Here is a 12,591-nt window from a genome sequence, read left to right on the forward strand (position 1 = left end):
CCAGCGCCCCGCAACCCAGGAGGACACATGCAGTTCCAACTTAACACCGATTCAAACATCCAGGGCGATGACCGTTTGGCCGAGGTGGCGGAAGAGACCGTAACCCATGCACTGGGCCACCTGGTTGACCGCTTGTCGCGGGTCGAGGTCCACCTGGCCGATGCCAACGCCGCCAAGGGCGGGGCCGATGACATCCGCTGCAAGATCGAGGCGCGCCCCGAGGGGATGGACCCCCAGACCGTCAGCCACGATGATGCCGATGTATCGGCAGCCTTGCGCGGCGGCGCGAAGAAAATGCGCGCGCTGCTGGACAGCGAGTTCGGCAAGCTGGGTCGCCGCTAGGGCGTGACGCGGCCACGCCGCAGGCTGGCCCCGGTTGATTTCCGTATAAAGTACGGCGCGGCGAAAGCCGGCGCCGGCTGGTCGGCTGCCTGGCCTGTGACATGGTCTATGACAATGCGCGCCCGCCTGTTCCGGTCACGGATAGGGGGGCGCCGGGCCGCATCGGCTGGGTGTTGTGTCGTCTTTGCTCTTTCGCGGCCATCAATCTTTCGCTATCCCTGAGATTGCTTCGGTCCGGGCGATTCAGTCGTCCGGGTAAAAGGGAACATGGTGCGGGCTTCGGCCCAAATCCGTGACTGCCCCCGCAACTGTAAGCGGTGAGCGACGCCGGCATATGCCACTGCCGCGCCCCAAGGCGCTGCGGGAAGGCCCGGCCAAGCTGTGACCCGCAAGTCAGGAGACCTGCCGAGGTGATCACCCTATCCGGGCGCGGGGCGCGCCGTGGATAACGGACCTTCCGTTGTGGTGGCATTTTTCACCGTCACGGGGGGCGTATGTCCTTCCGCCTGACTTGTCGGATACGGGGCAAAGCGCCCCTGTTGGAAGGATAGCAGTATGAAACACAGGATTTTGGCCTCCATCTCGATCACGGCACTGGCTGCCGCTCCCGCGATGGCAGAGGAACCGCTTGATCTGGGAGCAATCGTTCTGTCGCCCAGCCTGTCGCCGGTTTCCGCAGCGCGCACCGGCGCCACGGTCGAGGTGATCGAGGATGAAGAGCTGCAGAACACCGACACGACGCTGCGCCAGACCTTGTCGCGCCAGCCCGGTGTCAGTTACTCGGCCAATGGCGGTGTGGGCACCAACACCACGCTGCGGATTCGGGGGCTTGATACCAACTATATCGGGGTGCGGATCAACGGGATCGATGTTGCCGACCCGTCGTCAACGCAGACCTCTTTCAATTTCGGCGGGCTTACGTCGGCCGGTTTGGGCCGGGTCGAGGTCTTGAAGGGGTCGCAATCGGCGATTTATGGCTCCGAGGCGATTGGCGGCGTGATCGATATCACGACCATGCGCGCGCGCGGTCGGGGCCCGACTACCGAACTGAACCTGGAGTTTGGCAGCTTCGATACCTATTCGGGCAGTTTCGGCTATGCCTATGGTGGCGAGCGTGGCGAGGTTGCGATGACCTATTCGCGCTTTCGCACCGAGGGTATCTCGGCGCGGGCGGGTGACACCGAGAAAGACGGGTACGACAGCGAGATGCTGACTGCCACGGCGGAATACGACCTGACCGACGGCCTGACGCTGGGTGCAGCGCTTTTGTGGCGTGACGGCACCGCCGAGGTTGACCGGTCCACGACCGACAACCGCGGCACCAACCTGTTTGCCCAGCGCGGCGCGCGTGCCTTTGCCCGGTTCGAGACAGGCGCGGTGCAGCACGAGCTTGCCTTTTCCGCCTATCAGAGCGACCGGCAGGACCCGGGCGGGTTCACGACCTCGTTCCTGGGGGAGCGTGAAACACTGGAGTATCGCGGCTCGGCGCCGCTCAATGCCGGGCTGACGCTGAATTTCGGCGCCGACCGCACCGAGGAAAGTTTCGCGCTGCCGGGCACCTCCGGCGATGTCACGACACATTCGGTTTTCACCGAGGCGCTCTATGCCCCCAGCGATACCTTGGACCTGTCGCTTGCGTTGCGGCATGACGATCATTCGATGTTCGGCGGGTCGAGCTCGGGCCGCCTGGCCGCTGCATGGCGCGCCACGCCCGACTGGACGGTGCGGGCGGTTCTGGGAACGGGCTTTCGCGCCCCGTCGCTATACGAGCTTTATGGCCCCTTCGGCAGCGCAACGCTGCAACCCGAGGAAAGCCGTTCGTTCGAGTTGGGGGTCGAGCGTGACCTTGGTGCCGGGTCTATCCGCGCGACCGCCTTTTACACCGAGATCGACAACCTCATTCAGTACGATTTCACGACCTCGGCCTACAACCAGGTGCCGGGCACGACCACGACCAAGGGGCTGGAGCTGGCAGGCACCTATGACGTGAACGAGCGCTACAGCCTGTTCGGCAACTACACGCTGACCGATGCCGAGAACAATGGCGCGCGGCTGGTGCGCGTGCCCCGGCACGACCTGGTGCTGGGGGTCGAGGCCGACCTGGGCCGGGGCTTTGGCGGCATGTTCGAGGTGCAACAGGTGGTCGACGTGGTGCCCAGCGCTTTTGCCCCCGCAGGCAACAAGGTGGGCGATTACACCTTGGTCAACCTGGGCGTGACATATGATGTCAGCACGCAAGCGCAGGCTTATATGCGGGTCGAGAACTTGCTGGACGAGGATTACGAGACCGCCGGCGGCTACAACATGCCGGGCCGGGCAGCGTATTTCGGTCTCCGTGCGTCGTTCTAGGGTCATATCTTTGCTTGTCGCGCTGGTGGTGACTGGCGCGGCGGCCCTTGCCATCGGGGCAGGGTCGGGGGGCTTGCGCGCGTCGGCCCCGGAAGAAACCCTGTCGGCCCCCGACGCGCCGTCGCGCGATGCCCCCAAAACGGTCGTATCGTTGAACCTGTGCACCGATCAGCTGGCGATGATGCTGGCCGCGCCGGGGCAACTGGCAGCGGTGACGGCGCTGGCCGCCAACCCGCGCACATCGGCCATGGCCGAAAAGGCCGCCGACCTGCCGGTGATCCATGGCCGTGCCGAAGAGGTGTATCTGATGGCGCCCGACCTGGTTCTGGCCGGTCGGTTCACCGATCGCGCCACCGTCGACATGCTGCGCCGGCTGGGCCTGCGCGTGGAAGAGTTCAACCCTGCCTATGCGCTGTCGGACATTCCTGACCGCCTGGCCCGGATGGGTGACTTGCTGGGCCGGCCTGACCGCGCAGAGGCGCTGATCGACCGCTTCAATGCCGATCTGGCCGCGCTGCGGCATGACAACAAGGGTCCGCGCGCGGCGCTTTATTATGCCAATGGCTATACCTCGGGCGACACCTCGCTGGCGGGGCAGATCCTGCGCGCGGCAGGGTTCGAAAACATCGCGACCGAAATGGGTTTTGGCGCCATTGGCGCGCTGCCGTTGGAGATGCTGGCGATGGCCGCGCCCGACGTGGTGGTGACCGGCAACCCCTATCCCGGCGCGAGCCGGGCCGAGGCGGTGATGGAGCACCCGGTTGTCACCGCGCTGAAACGCGGGCGGGTCAATGGCACCGTGACCGACCGTGACTGGGTCTGCGGCACGCCGCACGCGCTGCGCGCTGTCACGGCCATGGCTGATCTGCGCCGCCGGGTCGAGGCGGCCCGATGACCCGGCTGTTCGTCGGTCTGTCGGTCGGGGTGGCGGCGCTGTTCGTACTGTCGCTGCTGGTCGGGCCGGCCAGCATTGCGCCGGTTGACAGCCTGGCGGGCCTTTTCGGCGGGGGCGAGGGGCCGGTTGCCATGGTGATGCGCGAAATTCGTCTGCCACGTGCGATACTGGCGGCGATGATCGGGGCCAGCCTTGGCCTGGCGGGCGCGGCGATGCAGGGCTATCTGCGCAACCCGCTGGCCGAACCGGGGTTGATCGGGGTGTCGGGCTCGGCCGCGTTGGGGGCGGTCCTGGCGATCCAGACGGGCCTTTCGGCCGCCTTTGCGCTGGCGCTGCCGCTGATGGCGCTGGCAGGGGCATTGGGCGGTGTTCTGCTTGTGCTTGCATTGGCCGGTCCGCGTGGTGGGGCGTTGGTGCTGATCCTGGCGGGGATCGCGATCTCGGCGATGGCGGGCGCGTTGACACAGTTGGTGCTGAACCTGTCGCAAAACCCCTTTGCGGTGAACGAAATCGTGTTCTGGATGATGGGGTCATTGGCCGACCGGTCGATGACGCATCTGTGGTTGGCGCTGCCCTTTACCCTGCTGGGTTGGGTGTTGCTGGCCAGCCTGGGCCGGGGGCTGGATGCGCTGACCCTGGGCGAAGACGCGGCACAGGCCATGGGCATCGACCTGCCCCGCCTGCGGCTGGTTCTGATCCTTGGCACGGCCTGCGTGGTGGGGGCGGGAACTGCCGTTGCCGGGGCCATCGGTTTCGTGGGTCTTGTGGTGCCGCATCTGCTGCGCCCGCTGGTGGGGGCGCAACCCTCGCGCCTGCTGCCGGCCTCGGCGCTGGGGGGCGCGGCGATGTTGCTGGCCGCCGATCTCGCGGTGCGTGTGATCCTGCCCGAGCGCGACCTTAAACTGGGTGTCCTGACCGCGCTGGTGGGCGCGCCGCTGTTCCTGCACCTGATCTACAAGACGCGAAAGGAGATGGTATGACCCTGCTGTCCTTGCGCGACCTGTCGGTTACCCTGCGCGACCGCCCGGTGTTTTCCGGTGTCACGCTCGATATCGAGCCCGGTGAACTGGTGGGGTTGATTGGCCCCAATGGCGCGGGCAAGACCACGCTGATGCGCGCGGCGCTTGGGCTGTTGCCGCATGAAGGCCAAAGCTGCCTTGCCGAGCTCGATCCGGGCGCCCGGGCCCGGGCGGTGGCCTGGATGCCCCAGATGCGCGAAATCGCCTGGCCCGTTACGGTCGAGGCGCTGGTGACGCTGGGCCGCACGCCCCACCGGGCGCGGGCCCTGTCGCAGGCCGACCGCGCGGCGGTGACGCGGGCGCTGGACTGGATGGACCTGTCGGACATGCGCAACCGCACCGCCACGCGGCTGTCGGGTGGCGAACAGGCGCGCGTGCTGATCGCGCGGGCGCTGGCGCAGGACACGCCGCTGCTGCTGGCCGATGAACCCGTGTCGGGGCTGGACCCGGCGCACCAGATCGCGACGATGCGCACCTTTGGCCAGGTCGCCCGGTCGGGGCGCGCGGTGCTGGTATCGCTGCACGACCTGGGGTTGGCGGCGCGGCATTGCTCGCGGTTGATCCTGCTGGGGCAGGGCCGTGTCGTGGCCGATGGCCCGCCCGGGCAGGTGCTGACGCCAGAACTGGTGGCGCAGGTCTTTGGCATTACCGCTTTCAGCGCGGCAACCGAACACGGCCATGTCTTTCAACCGCTCGAGGTGCTGGAATGAGCGTCACGCTTGCGCGGCCCTGGCTTTGTTTCGACCTGGGCGGCGAGATGCAGGTGTTAAGCCACACGTTGAACCGGCCCGGTTTCGTGGCTGCACGCCGCATCCTGTGGCGCGAGGTGCGCAACGCCGACCTGACGCCAGACCTGGACGTGCCCGAATGGCTGGATGCCGAGCTGGCCGGCCGAAACGCCCGCGACGCGCCTTGTTTCCTGACCTCGCGCGATGTGCGCGCCTACGAGGTGGCCACTGCCACGCAGGACGGGATGACCGCCACCGCGGTGGCCACCGTGGGCCTGTCCAATGCCGAGCGCGTGGGCACCCGCATGGCCTATGATCCGGCAAGCTTCGGAACCATCAACATCGCGTTGCGCGTTGAGGCCGGTGTCACGCAGGCCGCGTTGATCGAGCTTTTGGCCCTTGTGGCGCAGGCACGCACAGTCGCCGTGACCGAACTGGGCCATGACCTGCCGACCGGCCTGGCCACCGGCACCGGCACCGATTGCATCGCCGTGGCCGCGCCTTCGGGTGACACGGGATTTGCCGGTATGCATACGGGTCTCGGCGTGGCGGCGGGACATGCGGTTTACCAGGCCGTGCGCCGGGGGGGCGAGTACTGGATGGCCCATGTGCGGCGCGGGCGATGACCGGCGGTCTGCTCAGCGCATCACCAGCCCGTCACACAACCGTTCCAGCATGTCGACGCATTGCCCCAACTGGTCGGCGCTGACGTACTCGTCGGCCTTGTGCGCCTGCTCGATCGAACCGGGCCCACAGACCACCGCGCTCATCCCCAGTGACTGGAACAGCCCCGCCTCGGTGCCGAAGGCCACCACGTCGGCACCGTTCTGGCCTGTCAATTGCTGGATGATGTCGCGCGCCTCGTTATCGTCGGCGGGTTCCAGCCCCTCGACATCGCCGATCACCTCGGTTTCGATCTGCGCGTCGGGGTGCACCGCGCGCATGGCGGGCAGCAGAACTTCGTTGGCGTAACGGTCGATCTCGGTGGTGATATAGGTCTTGTCGGCGGTCTGCACCGGGCGGAGTTCCCACTCGACTTCGGCAAGGCCGGCGATGACGTTATGGGCCACACCGCCATGCAGCCGACCCACTTGCAGGGTCGACCAGGGCGGCTCGAACCGGCTGCCCACGGGCGCCCGCGGTTTCAGATGCTCGCGCAGCTCGATCAGGCGCATGACGTATCGCGCAGCGTATTCGACCGCCGATACACCCAGGTCGGGCGCCGAACCGTGCCCCTCAAGCCCGTGAAAGCGCGTGGTGTATTCGCAGCAACCCTTGTGCCCTTCGATGATGCGCATCATCGTGGGCTCGCCGATGATGGCGGTCGCGGGTCGGACCTCGGCATGCGCGAGTTCGCGCACCAGGTGCTGCGCGCCCAGGCAGCCCACCTCTTCGTCATAGGTAAAGGCGAAATGCACGGGCCGGCGCAGGTTTGCCTCGGACAGCATGGGCGCCATGGCGGTGGCCGCTGCGATAAAGCCCTTCATGTCGCAGGTGCCGCGGCCATAGAACGCGCCATCGCGTGCGACCATTTCGAACGGGTCATCCGTCCAGCCGCTTTCCTCTGCGGGCACCACGTCGGAATGGCCCGACAGCACGATCCCGCCCGAGATCTCGGGGCCGATGGTGGCAAAAAGGTTTGCCTTGTGGCCGGAAGGGTCCGTCATCATCTGCACCGCGGCGCCGGCATCGTTCAGCCGGTTGGCGAGGTGGGCAATCATTTCCAGATTGCTGTCGGCCGAGACCGTGGGAAACGCGATAAGATCGCCGAGGATCTCAACCGTGTGGTCGAACCTGTCCGTCATGGTTACCTGTCCTTGTCGAATGCTCCACGCATACGCATCACGCGGCGCGATTCAAGCCCTTGTGCGACAGGTTCCGGCCTATCCGCGCCCCGATGGCGATTGTTTCAACGCCGTAACGCGATTGGCACTGGCCTGTGTGGGCGCGCCCGGTCTATGGCTTGGCCATGATCGACGCCTATATCCGCCCCCTGATCGACCCGGTCCTGAACGCGCAGGGGCGCGTTCTGGCGCGCTGGGGTGTCACGGCGGACGCGGTCACGCTGACGGGTTTGGTGCTGGGGCTGGGCGCGGCAGCGGTGATCGCGCTGGGTGCGCCAGGTTGGGCGCTTTTGCCGCTATTGGCCAGCCGGTTGGCCGATGGGCTGGACGGGGCCGTGGCCCGCGCGAGCCATGGCAGCGATTTCGGGGGCTATCTCGATATCGTCTGCGATTTCCTGTTCTACGGTGCGGTGCCGGTTGGTTTTGTCTGGCTCGACCCGGTGGCGAACGGAGCCGCCGGCGCGTTCCTGCTGTGCAGTTTCTATTTCAACGGTGCCAGTTTCCTGGGGTATGCGATCCTTGCGGAAAAACACGAGATGAAGACGGATGCGCGCGGGGTCAAATCGCTCTATTTTACCGGCGGGCTGTTGGAAGGGTTCGAAACGATCGCGTTTTTCGTGGCCCTGTGCCTGTGGCCGGGCTGGTTCGCACCCCTGGCCTGGGTGTTCGGGGCATTGTGTTTCGTGACGGGGGCGTCGCGGCTGCTGTTGGCGCGGCGGGTTTTCGAAGGAGTGAAAGGGGAGTGAGGATGCTCAAACGCATGATCGCCACGCTGGCCATGGTGCCCGCGCTGGCCTGGGCCGAGCCCGATCCGGCCGATTGGAACGCGGTGCTGAAAGAGGCGCGCGGACAGACGGTGTATTGGAACGCCTGGGGCGGCTCGACGACAACCAATGATTTTATCGCCTGGGTCGGGCAGCGCGTGACCGAGGAGTTCGGCGTAACGCTTGAGCATGTGAAGCTGTCAAACACGGGCGACGCGGTCTCGCGCGTGTTGGCGGAGAAACAGGCCGGCCAGGACAGCGGCGGCGCGATTGACCTGATCTGGATCAACGGACCGAACTTTGCCGCGATGAAAGAGGCGGACCTGCTGTTCGGCCCCTTCGCAGAACAACTGCCCAACTGGGCGCTGGTCGACGTGGAGGGCAAGCCGGTCAGGGCCGATTTCACCGTGCCGACCGACGGCATGGAAAGCCCTTGGGCCACCGCGCAGGTGGTTTTCATGTATGACACGGCGGATATGGAACCGCTTGAAGATATGGATGCGCTGCTAGGCTGGGCAAAGGACAATCCGGGCCGTTTCACTTATCCGCAACCGCCCGATTTCCTTGGCACGACATTCCTCAAGCAGGCGCTTTATGGAGTGCTTGACGACACTGCGCCGCTGCTCGTGCCGGTCGAACAGGCCGATTACGATGCCGTTACCGCGCCGCTATGGGATTTCCTTGACCAGCTTACGCCGCACCTGTGGCGGCAGGGCCGGGCCTACCCGCAGACCGGGCCGCGCCAGATCCAGCTTTTGGCGGATGACGAAATTTCGCTGGCCATCAGTTTCAGCCCCGGCGAGGCGTCGACCGCGATCGCCAAACACCAGCTGCCCGACACGGTGCGCACGTTCGTGCCCGGCGGGGGCAGCATTGCAAACGCGAGTTTCGTGGCGATCCCCTACAATGCCAGCGCCAAGACCGGCGCGATGGTGGTGGCGGATTTCCTGCTCAGCCCGCAGGTGCAGGCCCGCGCGCTGGATCCGGCGCATCTGGGCTATGGCACGGTTCTGGACGTGGCCGCGCTGCCCGAGGCCGAGCGCGCCCTGTTCAACGAGGTCGATCTGGGCATTGCCACGTTGTCGCCCGAGGCGTTGGGCCCCGCGCTGCCCGAACCGCATCCAAGCTGGATGACGAGGATCGAGGCCGACTGGATCGACCGCTACGGCGTGACCCGGTAGCATGCGCCTGCGCGCCATGCCCATGCTGACCCTGGCGCTGTTGCTGGGGCCGGTTCTGGCGGGGCTGGTGGGCACGCTGGCCCCGGCATTCGGCATCTTGCCGGTCATCGGGCGGGTCGAGCCTGGCGTAGATGCCTTCCGGGCGCTGTTGGCCTGGCCGGGTCTGCCCGGCGCGGTATGGCTGAGCATGGTCACGGGGCTGGGGGCAACTGTGATCTCGCTGGTCATCGTGATGCTGCTCGTGGCCTGCTGGTCGGGCACGCGGTCTTTCGCGGCCTTCCGGCGGGCGCTTTCGCCGCTGTTGTCGGTGCCCCATGCGGCAGCCGCCTTTGGCCTGGCCTTTCTTGTCGCCCCGTCGGGCCTTGTCGTGCGCTTGCTGTCGCCCTGGGCTACCGGCTGGACACAGCCGCCTGACCTGCTGATCGTGCAAGACCCGGCGGGTCTGTCGCTGATGGCGGGGCTCGTGGTGAAAGAGGTGCCGTTCCTGCTGTTGATGACGTTGGCCGCGCTGGGGCAGGCCGACGCGGTGCGCGCCGAAACCGTGGCGCGCAGCCTTGGCCATGATCGGCCCGCGGCCTGGCTCAAGGCGGTGTTTCCCCGCGTCTACGCCCAGATCAGGTTGCCGGTGCTCGTAGTTCTGGCCTTTTCCATGACCGTGGTCGATGTGGCCTTGATCCTGGGGCCCAATACGCCGCCCACGCTGGCGGTGCAGGTGGTGCGCTGGATGAACGCCCCGGACCTTGCAATGCGACTGCAGGCTGCGGCCGCCGCCACGCTGCAGCTGGCGCTTGTGGTGGCAGCACTGGGCCTTTGGTGCCTGGGTGAACGCGTGGTGGCGTGGCTGGGCCGGGCCTGGATCTGGTCGGGCGCGCGCCGCGCCGGTGGGGCAATCACGGCGGCGTTGTCGCTGGCGCTGGCCGGGTCGGCGGCGCTGACGGTGCTGGCGGGGTTGGGCGTGTTGGCAATCTGGTCCTTTGCCGGTTTCTGGCGCTTTCCCTCGCCCTGGCCCGACGCGATGACGCTGGGCAACTGGGTGCGCCACTGGCCCGGCGTGGCCGAGGCGCTGGGCACGACCATCGGCATTTCCGCGTTGTCGACCTTCCTTGCGCTGGTGCTGGCCATCGGCTGCCTCGAGGCCGAGCATCGCCACGCCCTGCGCCTGCGCGCGCGCGGGCAATGGCTGCTGTACCTGCCGCTGCTGGCGCCGCAAGTGGCATTCTTGCCGGGCGTGCAAACATGGATGCTGATGCTCGGGGTCAAGGGCGGGGTCGGCGCGGTTGTCGCGGCGCATGTGATATTTGTCTTTCCCTACGTCTTCTTGTCGTTGGGCGATCCGTTCCGCGCCTGGGATGCGCGCCAGGCCACCATTGCCCACAGTCTTGGCGCGGGGCCCGACCGGGTGCTTTGGGCGGTGCGGTTGCCGATGCTGCTGGCACCTCTGCTTACGGCAGCGGCCGTGGGGTTTGCCGTGTCGGTTGGGCAATACCTGCCCACGCTTCTGATCGGTGGCGGGCGGGTGCAAACCGTAACAACCGAGGCGGTGGCGCTGGCGGCGGGCGGCGACAGGCGCGCCATCGCGGTTTGGGCGATTGTGCAAACGGGGCTTGCGCTCTTGCCATTCGCCCTGGCCGTCGGGCTGCCACGGCTGGTCTGGTGCAACAGGCGAGGGCTGCTTCATGGATGAGCCGGGGCTGATCCTGCAAGATTTGCGCGTGACCCTGTCGGGCAAGCCGATGCTGCGGCTTTCGGCGCATGTGGCGCCGGGGCAGGTGGTGTCGGTCATGGGGCCTTCGGGTGCGGGCAAGTCAACCCTGCTGGGCGCTGTGATGGGAACGCTGTCGCCCCCCTTTGCCGTGTCTGGCCGGATCTTGCTGGATGGGCGAGACCTGGCCGCCCTGCCGGTCGAGGCGCGCCAGATCGGTATCCTCTTCCAGGACCCTTTGCTGTTTCCCCATCTGTCGGTGGGCAGTAACCTTGCCTTTGGGCTGCCGCGGGCGTTGCGGGGCGCGGCGCGGCGGGCTGCCGTTGAAAAGGCGCTGGCCGATGTCGGCCTGAACGGTTTTGCCAGCCGCGATCCGGCCACGCTTTCGGGCGGGCAGAAACTGCGCGTGGCGCTGATGCGCACCCTGCTGGCCGCGCCCTGCGCCCTGCTGCTGGACGAGCCGTTCTCGTCGCTCGATGCCGACCGGCGCGCACAGATCCGCAGCCTTGTCTTCGAGCGGGCCCGCGCGGCGGGATTGCCGGTGCTGATGGTCACCCATGACCCGGCCGATGCGCAGGCGGCAGGTGGCCTGGTGATAAAGCTGGACTAGGCAAGCGAGGTTCGCCCCGTGCCTTGGGCGCGCGGGCCCTTGTGCATCGTTTTTCGCATGCAAGGCTGCAGGCCACCTTGTGCGCGCACAAGCGCGCCGTCGCGTCACGCTTGGCGCGTGTAGTGCACGGTGCTTTGCTGCCAGCCAAAGGGAGGAGCAAGATATGAGCAAGGTGACGTATGAAAAGGACGGGCGCATCGCGCGGATCACGCTGAACCGCCCGCAGGTTATGAATGCCATCGATGACGAGGTGCCGGTGCTGCTGGAACAGGCCGTGCAGCGCGCCGATGCCGATGACGGGGTGCATGTCATTGTGCTGGCCGGTGTCGGCGAGGCATTCTGCGCGGGCTATGACCTGAAATATTACGCTGAGGGCAACGGCAACGGCCAGGCCACCCAGGACATGCCCTGGGACCCGATCCAGGATTACCGATTCATGTGGAAGAACACGCAGCACTTCATGGCGCTGTGGCGTGCGCTGAAACCCGTGGTGGCCAAGGTGCACGGCTTTGCCGTTGCGGGTGGGTCGGACATTGCGCTGTGTTGCGACTTCGTCGTGATGGGCGATACCGCCCGGATCGGGTACATGCCCACGCGGGTCTGGGGCTGCCCGACAACGGCAATGTGGGTCTACCGACTGGGTGCCGAGCGGGCCAAGCGCATGTTGTTCACCGGCGACAAGATCACCGGGCGCGAGGCGGCCGAGATGGGGCTGGTGCTGAAATCGGTGCCGGATGACCTACTGGATGAAGAGGTCGAGGCGTTGGCCGCGCGCATGGCCGGCGTTCCGATCAACCAGTTGGCGATGCAGAAACTTGTGATCAACCAGGCGATCGAGGCGCAAGGGCTGATGAACACCCAACGCCTTGCCACGATATTCGACGGGATCACGCGGCATTCGCCCGAGGGGCTGAATTTCAAGGCGCGGGCCGAGGCCGTGGGCTGGAAACAGGCCGTGGCCGAGCGGGACGCGGGCACCTGGGACTGGACGGAGAACGGGCCGATCCCGGGTGCCAACCGATAGCTTCGCACCAGGCAGCACCGCGCATCCTGTGCCCTGCGTGCCGGACTGGCGGATGGCGCAGGGGTGGCGCAGCAAACACGGCCCGCGACATTTTCAGAAAGCGGGAACGCTTAGGGCGGGCATTTGCCCGACG

12 protein-coding genes and 1 riboswitch are annotated in these 12,591 nt (G+C 66.7%); of the genes, 11 read left to right on the plus strand and 1 reads right to left on the minus strand.

Features of this window, described 5'->3' with window-relative positions; translation table 11 throughout:
- The first annotated feature begins 27 nt into the window (after positions 1–27).
- From M8744_RS12600 to M8744_RS12625, 6 genes are all read left to right on the plus strand, one after another.
- On the plus strand, positions 28–342 hold the full coding sequence (locus tag M8744_RS12600; protein ID WP_251417891.1) for an HPF/RaiA family ribosome-associated protein: 315 nt from the start codon (positions 28–30) through the stop codon (positions 340–342).
- 213 nt (positions 343–555) lie between these two features.
- A riboswitch (cobalamin riboswitch) is annotated at positions 556–766 on the plus strand.
- A gap of 131 nt (positions 767–897) precedes the next feature.
- Positions 898–2,691 (plus strand): TonB-dependent receptor plug domain-containing protein, encoded by a 1,794-nt coding sequence (locus tag M8744_RS12605; protein WP_251417915.1) that lies wholly within the window; start codon positions 898–900, stop codon positions 2,689–2,691.
- A gap of 10 nt (positions 2,692–2,701) precedes the next feature.
- The gene (locus tag M8744_RS12610; RefSeq protein ID WP_251417924.1) at positions 2,702–3,586 is read left to right on the plus strand and encodes an ABC transporter substrate-binding protein; all 885 of its coding nucleotides are present in this window, start codon (positions 2,702–2,704) and stop codon (positions 3,584–3,586) included.
- Positions 3,583–4,566 carry a FecCD family ABC transporter permease gene (locus tag M8744_RS12615; protein ID WP_251417931.1) on the plus strand — a complete coding sequence of 328 codons (984 nt, stop codon included), beginning with the start codon at positions 3,583–3,585 and terminating at the stop codon, positions 4,564–4,566. The genes M8744_RS12610 and M8744_RS12615 overlap by 4 nt, the downstream gene beginning before the upstream one ends.
- On the plus strand, positions 4,563–5,315 hold the full coding sequence (locus M8744_RS12620) for an ABC transporter ATP-binding protein (protein ID WP_251417993.1): 753 nt from the start codon (positions 4,563–4,565) through the stop codon (positions 5,313–5,315). The genes M8744_RS12615 and M8744_RS12620 overlap by 4 nt, the downstream gene beginning before the upstream one ends.
- Entirely contained in the window at positions 5,312–5,959 is a 648-nt protein-coding gene (locus M8744_RS12625; RefSeq protein ID WP_251417996.1) for an adenosylcobinamide amidohydrolase, read from the plus strand. The genes M8744_RS12620 and M8744_RS12625 overlap by 4 nt, the downstream gene beginning before the upstream one ends.
- Before the next feature lie 12 nt (positions 5,960–5,971).
- On the opposite strand, the gene argE is transcribed toward M8744_RS12625, so the two are convergent.
- Complete coding sequence (gene argE, locus M8744_RS12630) at positions 5,972–7,138, minus strand: acetylornithine deacetylase (RefSeq protein WP_251418012.1); 1,167 nt, start codon at positions 7,136–7,138, stop codon at positions 5,972–5,974.
- Between the two features lie 164 nt (positions 7,139–7,302).
- Between argE and M8744_RS12635 the strand changes: the two genes are divergently transcribed.
- From M8744_RS12635 to M8744_RS12655, 5 genes are all read left to right on the plus strand, one after another.
- Positions 7,303–7,923: a CDP-alcohol phosphatidyltransferase family protein gene (locus M8744_RS12635; protein ID WP_251418015.1), complete on the plus strand. Its 621-nt coding sequence runs from the start codon at positions 7,303–7,305 to the stop codon at positions 7,921–7,923.
- 2 nt (positions 7,924–7,925) lie between these two features.
- Positions 7,926–9,122 (plus strand): ABC transporter substrate-binding protein, encoded by a 1,197-nt coding sequence (locus M8744_RS12640; protein WP_251418018.1) that lies wholly within the window; start codon positions 7,926–7,928, stop codon positions 9,120–9,122.
- Positions 9,123–9,138: 16 nt separating this feature from the next.
- Entirely contained in the window at positions 9,139–10,806 is a 1,668-nt protein-coding gene (locus M8744_RS12645) for an ABC transporter permease (RefSeq protein WP_251418021.1), read from the plus strand.
- Complete coding sequence (locus M8744_RS12650; RefSeq protein ID WP_251418035.1) at positions 10,799–11,434, plus strand: ATP-binding cassette domain-containing protein; 636 nt, start codon at positions 10,799–10,801, stop codon at positions 11,432–11,434. Before M8744_RS12645 ends, M8744_RS12650 begins: the two co-directional genes overlap by 8 nt.
- Positions 11,435–11,513: 79 nt before the next feature.
- Positions 11,514–12,458 (plus strand): crotonase/enoyl-CoA hydratase family protein, encoded by a 945-nt coding sequence (locus tag M8744_RS12655; RefSeq protein ID WP_353049793.1) that lies wholly within the window; start codon positions 11,514–11,516, stop codon positions 12,456–12,458.
- The last annotated feature ends 133 nt before the right edge of the window (positions 12,459–12,591 follow it).

Origin of the sequence: Lutimaribacter degradans, assembly GCF_023703375.1 — a bacterium.
GTDB classification, from domain to species: Bacteria; Pseudomonadota; Alphaproteobacteria; order Rhodobacterales; family Rhodobacteraceae; genus Lutimaribacter; species Lutimaribacter degradans.

Excerpts from the sequence above, each read along its gene's own strand:
- M8744_RS12650 (WP_251418035.1), top strand. The coding sequence starts at position 10,799 with ATGGATGAGCCGGGGCTGATCCTGCAAGATTTGCGCGTGACCCTGTCG.
- argE (WP_251418012.1), bottom strand. The coding sequence starts at position 7,138 with ATGACGGACAGGTTCGACCACACGGTTGAGATCCTCGGCGATCTTATC.
- M8744_RS12625 (WP_251417996.1), top strand. The coding sequence starts at position 5,312 with ATGAGCGTCACGCTTGCGCGGCCCTGGCTTTGTTTCGACCTGGGCGGC.
- M8744_RS12640 (WP_251418018.1), top strand. The coding sequence starts at position 7,926 with ATGCTCAAACGCATGATCGCCACGCTGGCCATGGTGCCCGCGCTGGCC.
- M8744_RS12605 (WP_251417915.1), top strand. The coding sequence starts at position 898 with ATGAAACACAGGATTTTGGCCTCCATCTCGATCACGGCACTGGCTGCC.
- M8744_RS12645 (WP_251418021.1), top strand. The coding sequence starts at position 9,139 with ATGCCCATGCTGACCCTGGCGCTGTTGCTGGGGCCGGTTCTGGCGGGG.
- M8744_RS12635 (WP_251418015.1), top strand. The coding sequence starts at position 7,303 with ATGATCGACGCCTATATCCGCCCCCTGATCGACCCGGTCCTGAACGCG.
- M8744_RS12620 (WP_251417993.1), top strand. The coding sequence starts at position 4,563 with ATGACCCTGCTGTCCTTGCGCGACCTGTCGGTTACCCTGCGCGACCGC.
- M8744_RS12615 (WP_251417931.1), top strand. The coding sequence starts at position 3,583 with ATGACCCGGCTGTTCGTCGGTCTGTCGGTCGGGGTGGCGGCGCTGTTC.
- M8744_RS12600 (WP_251417891.1), top strand. The coding sequence starts at position 28 with ATGCAGTTCCAACTTAACACCGATTCAAACATCCAGGGCGATGACCGT.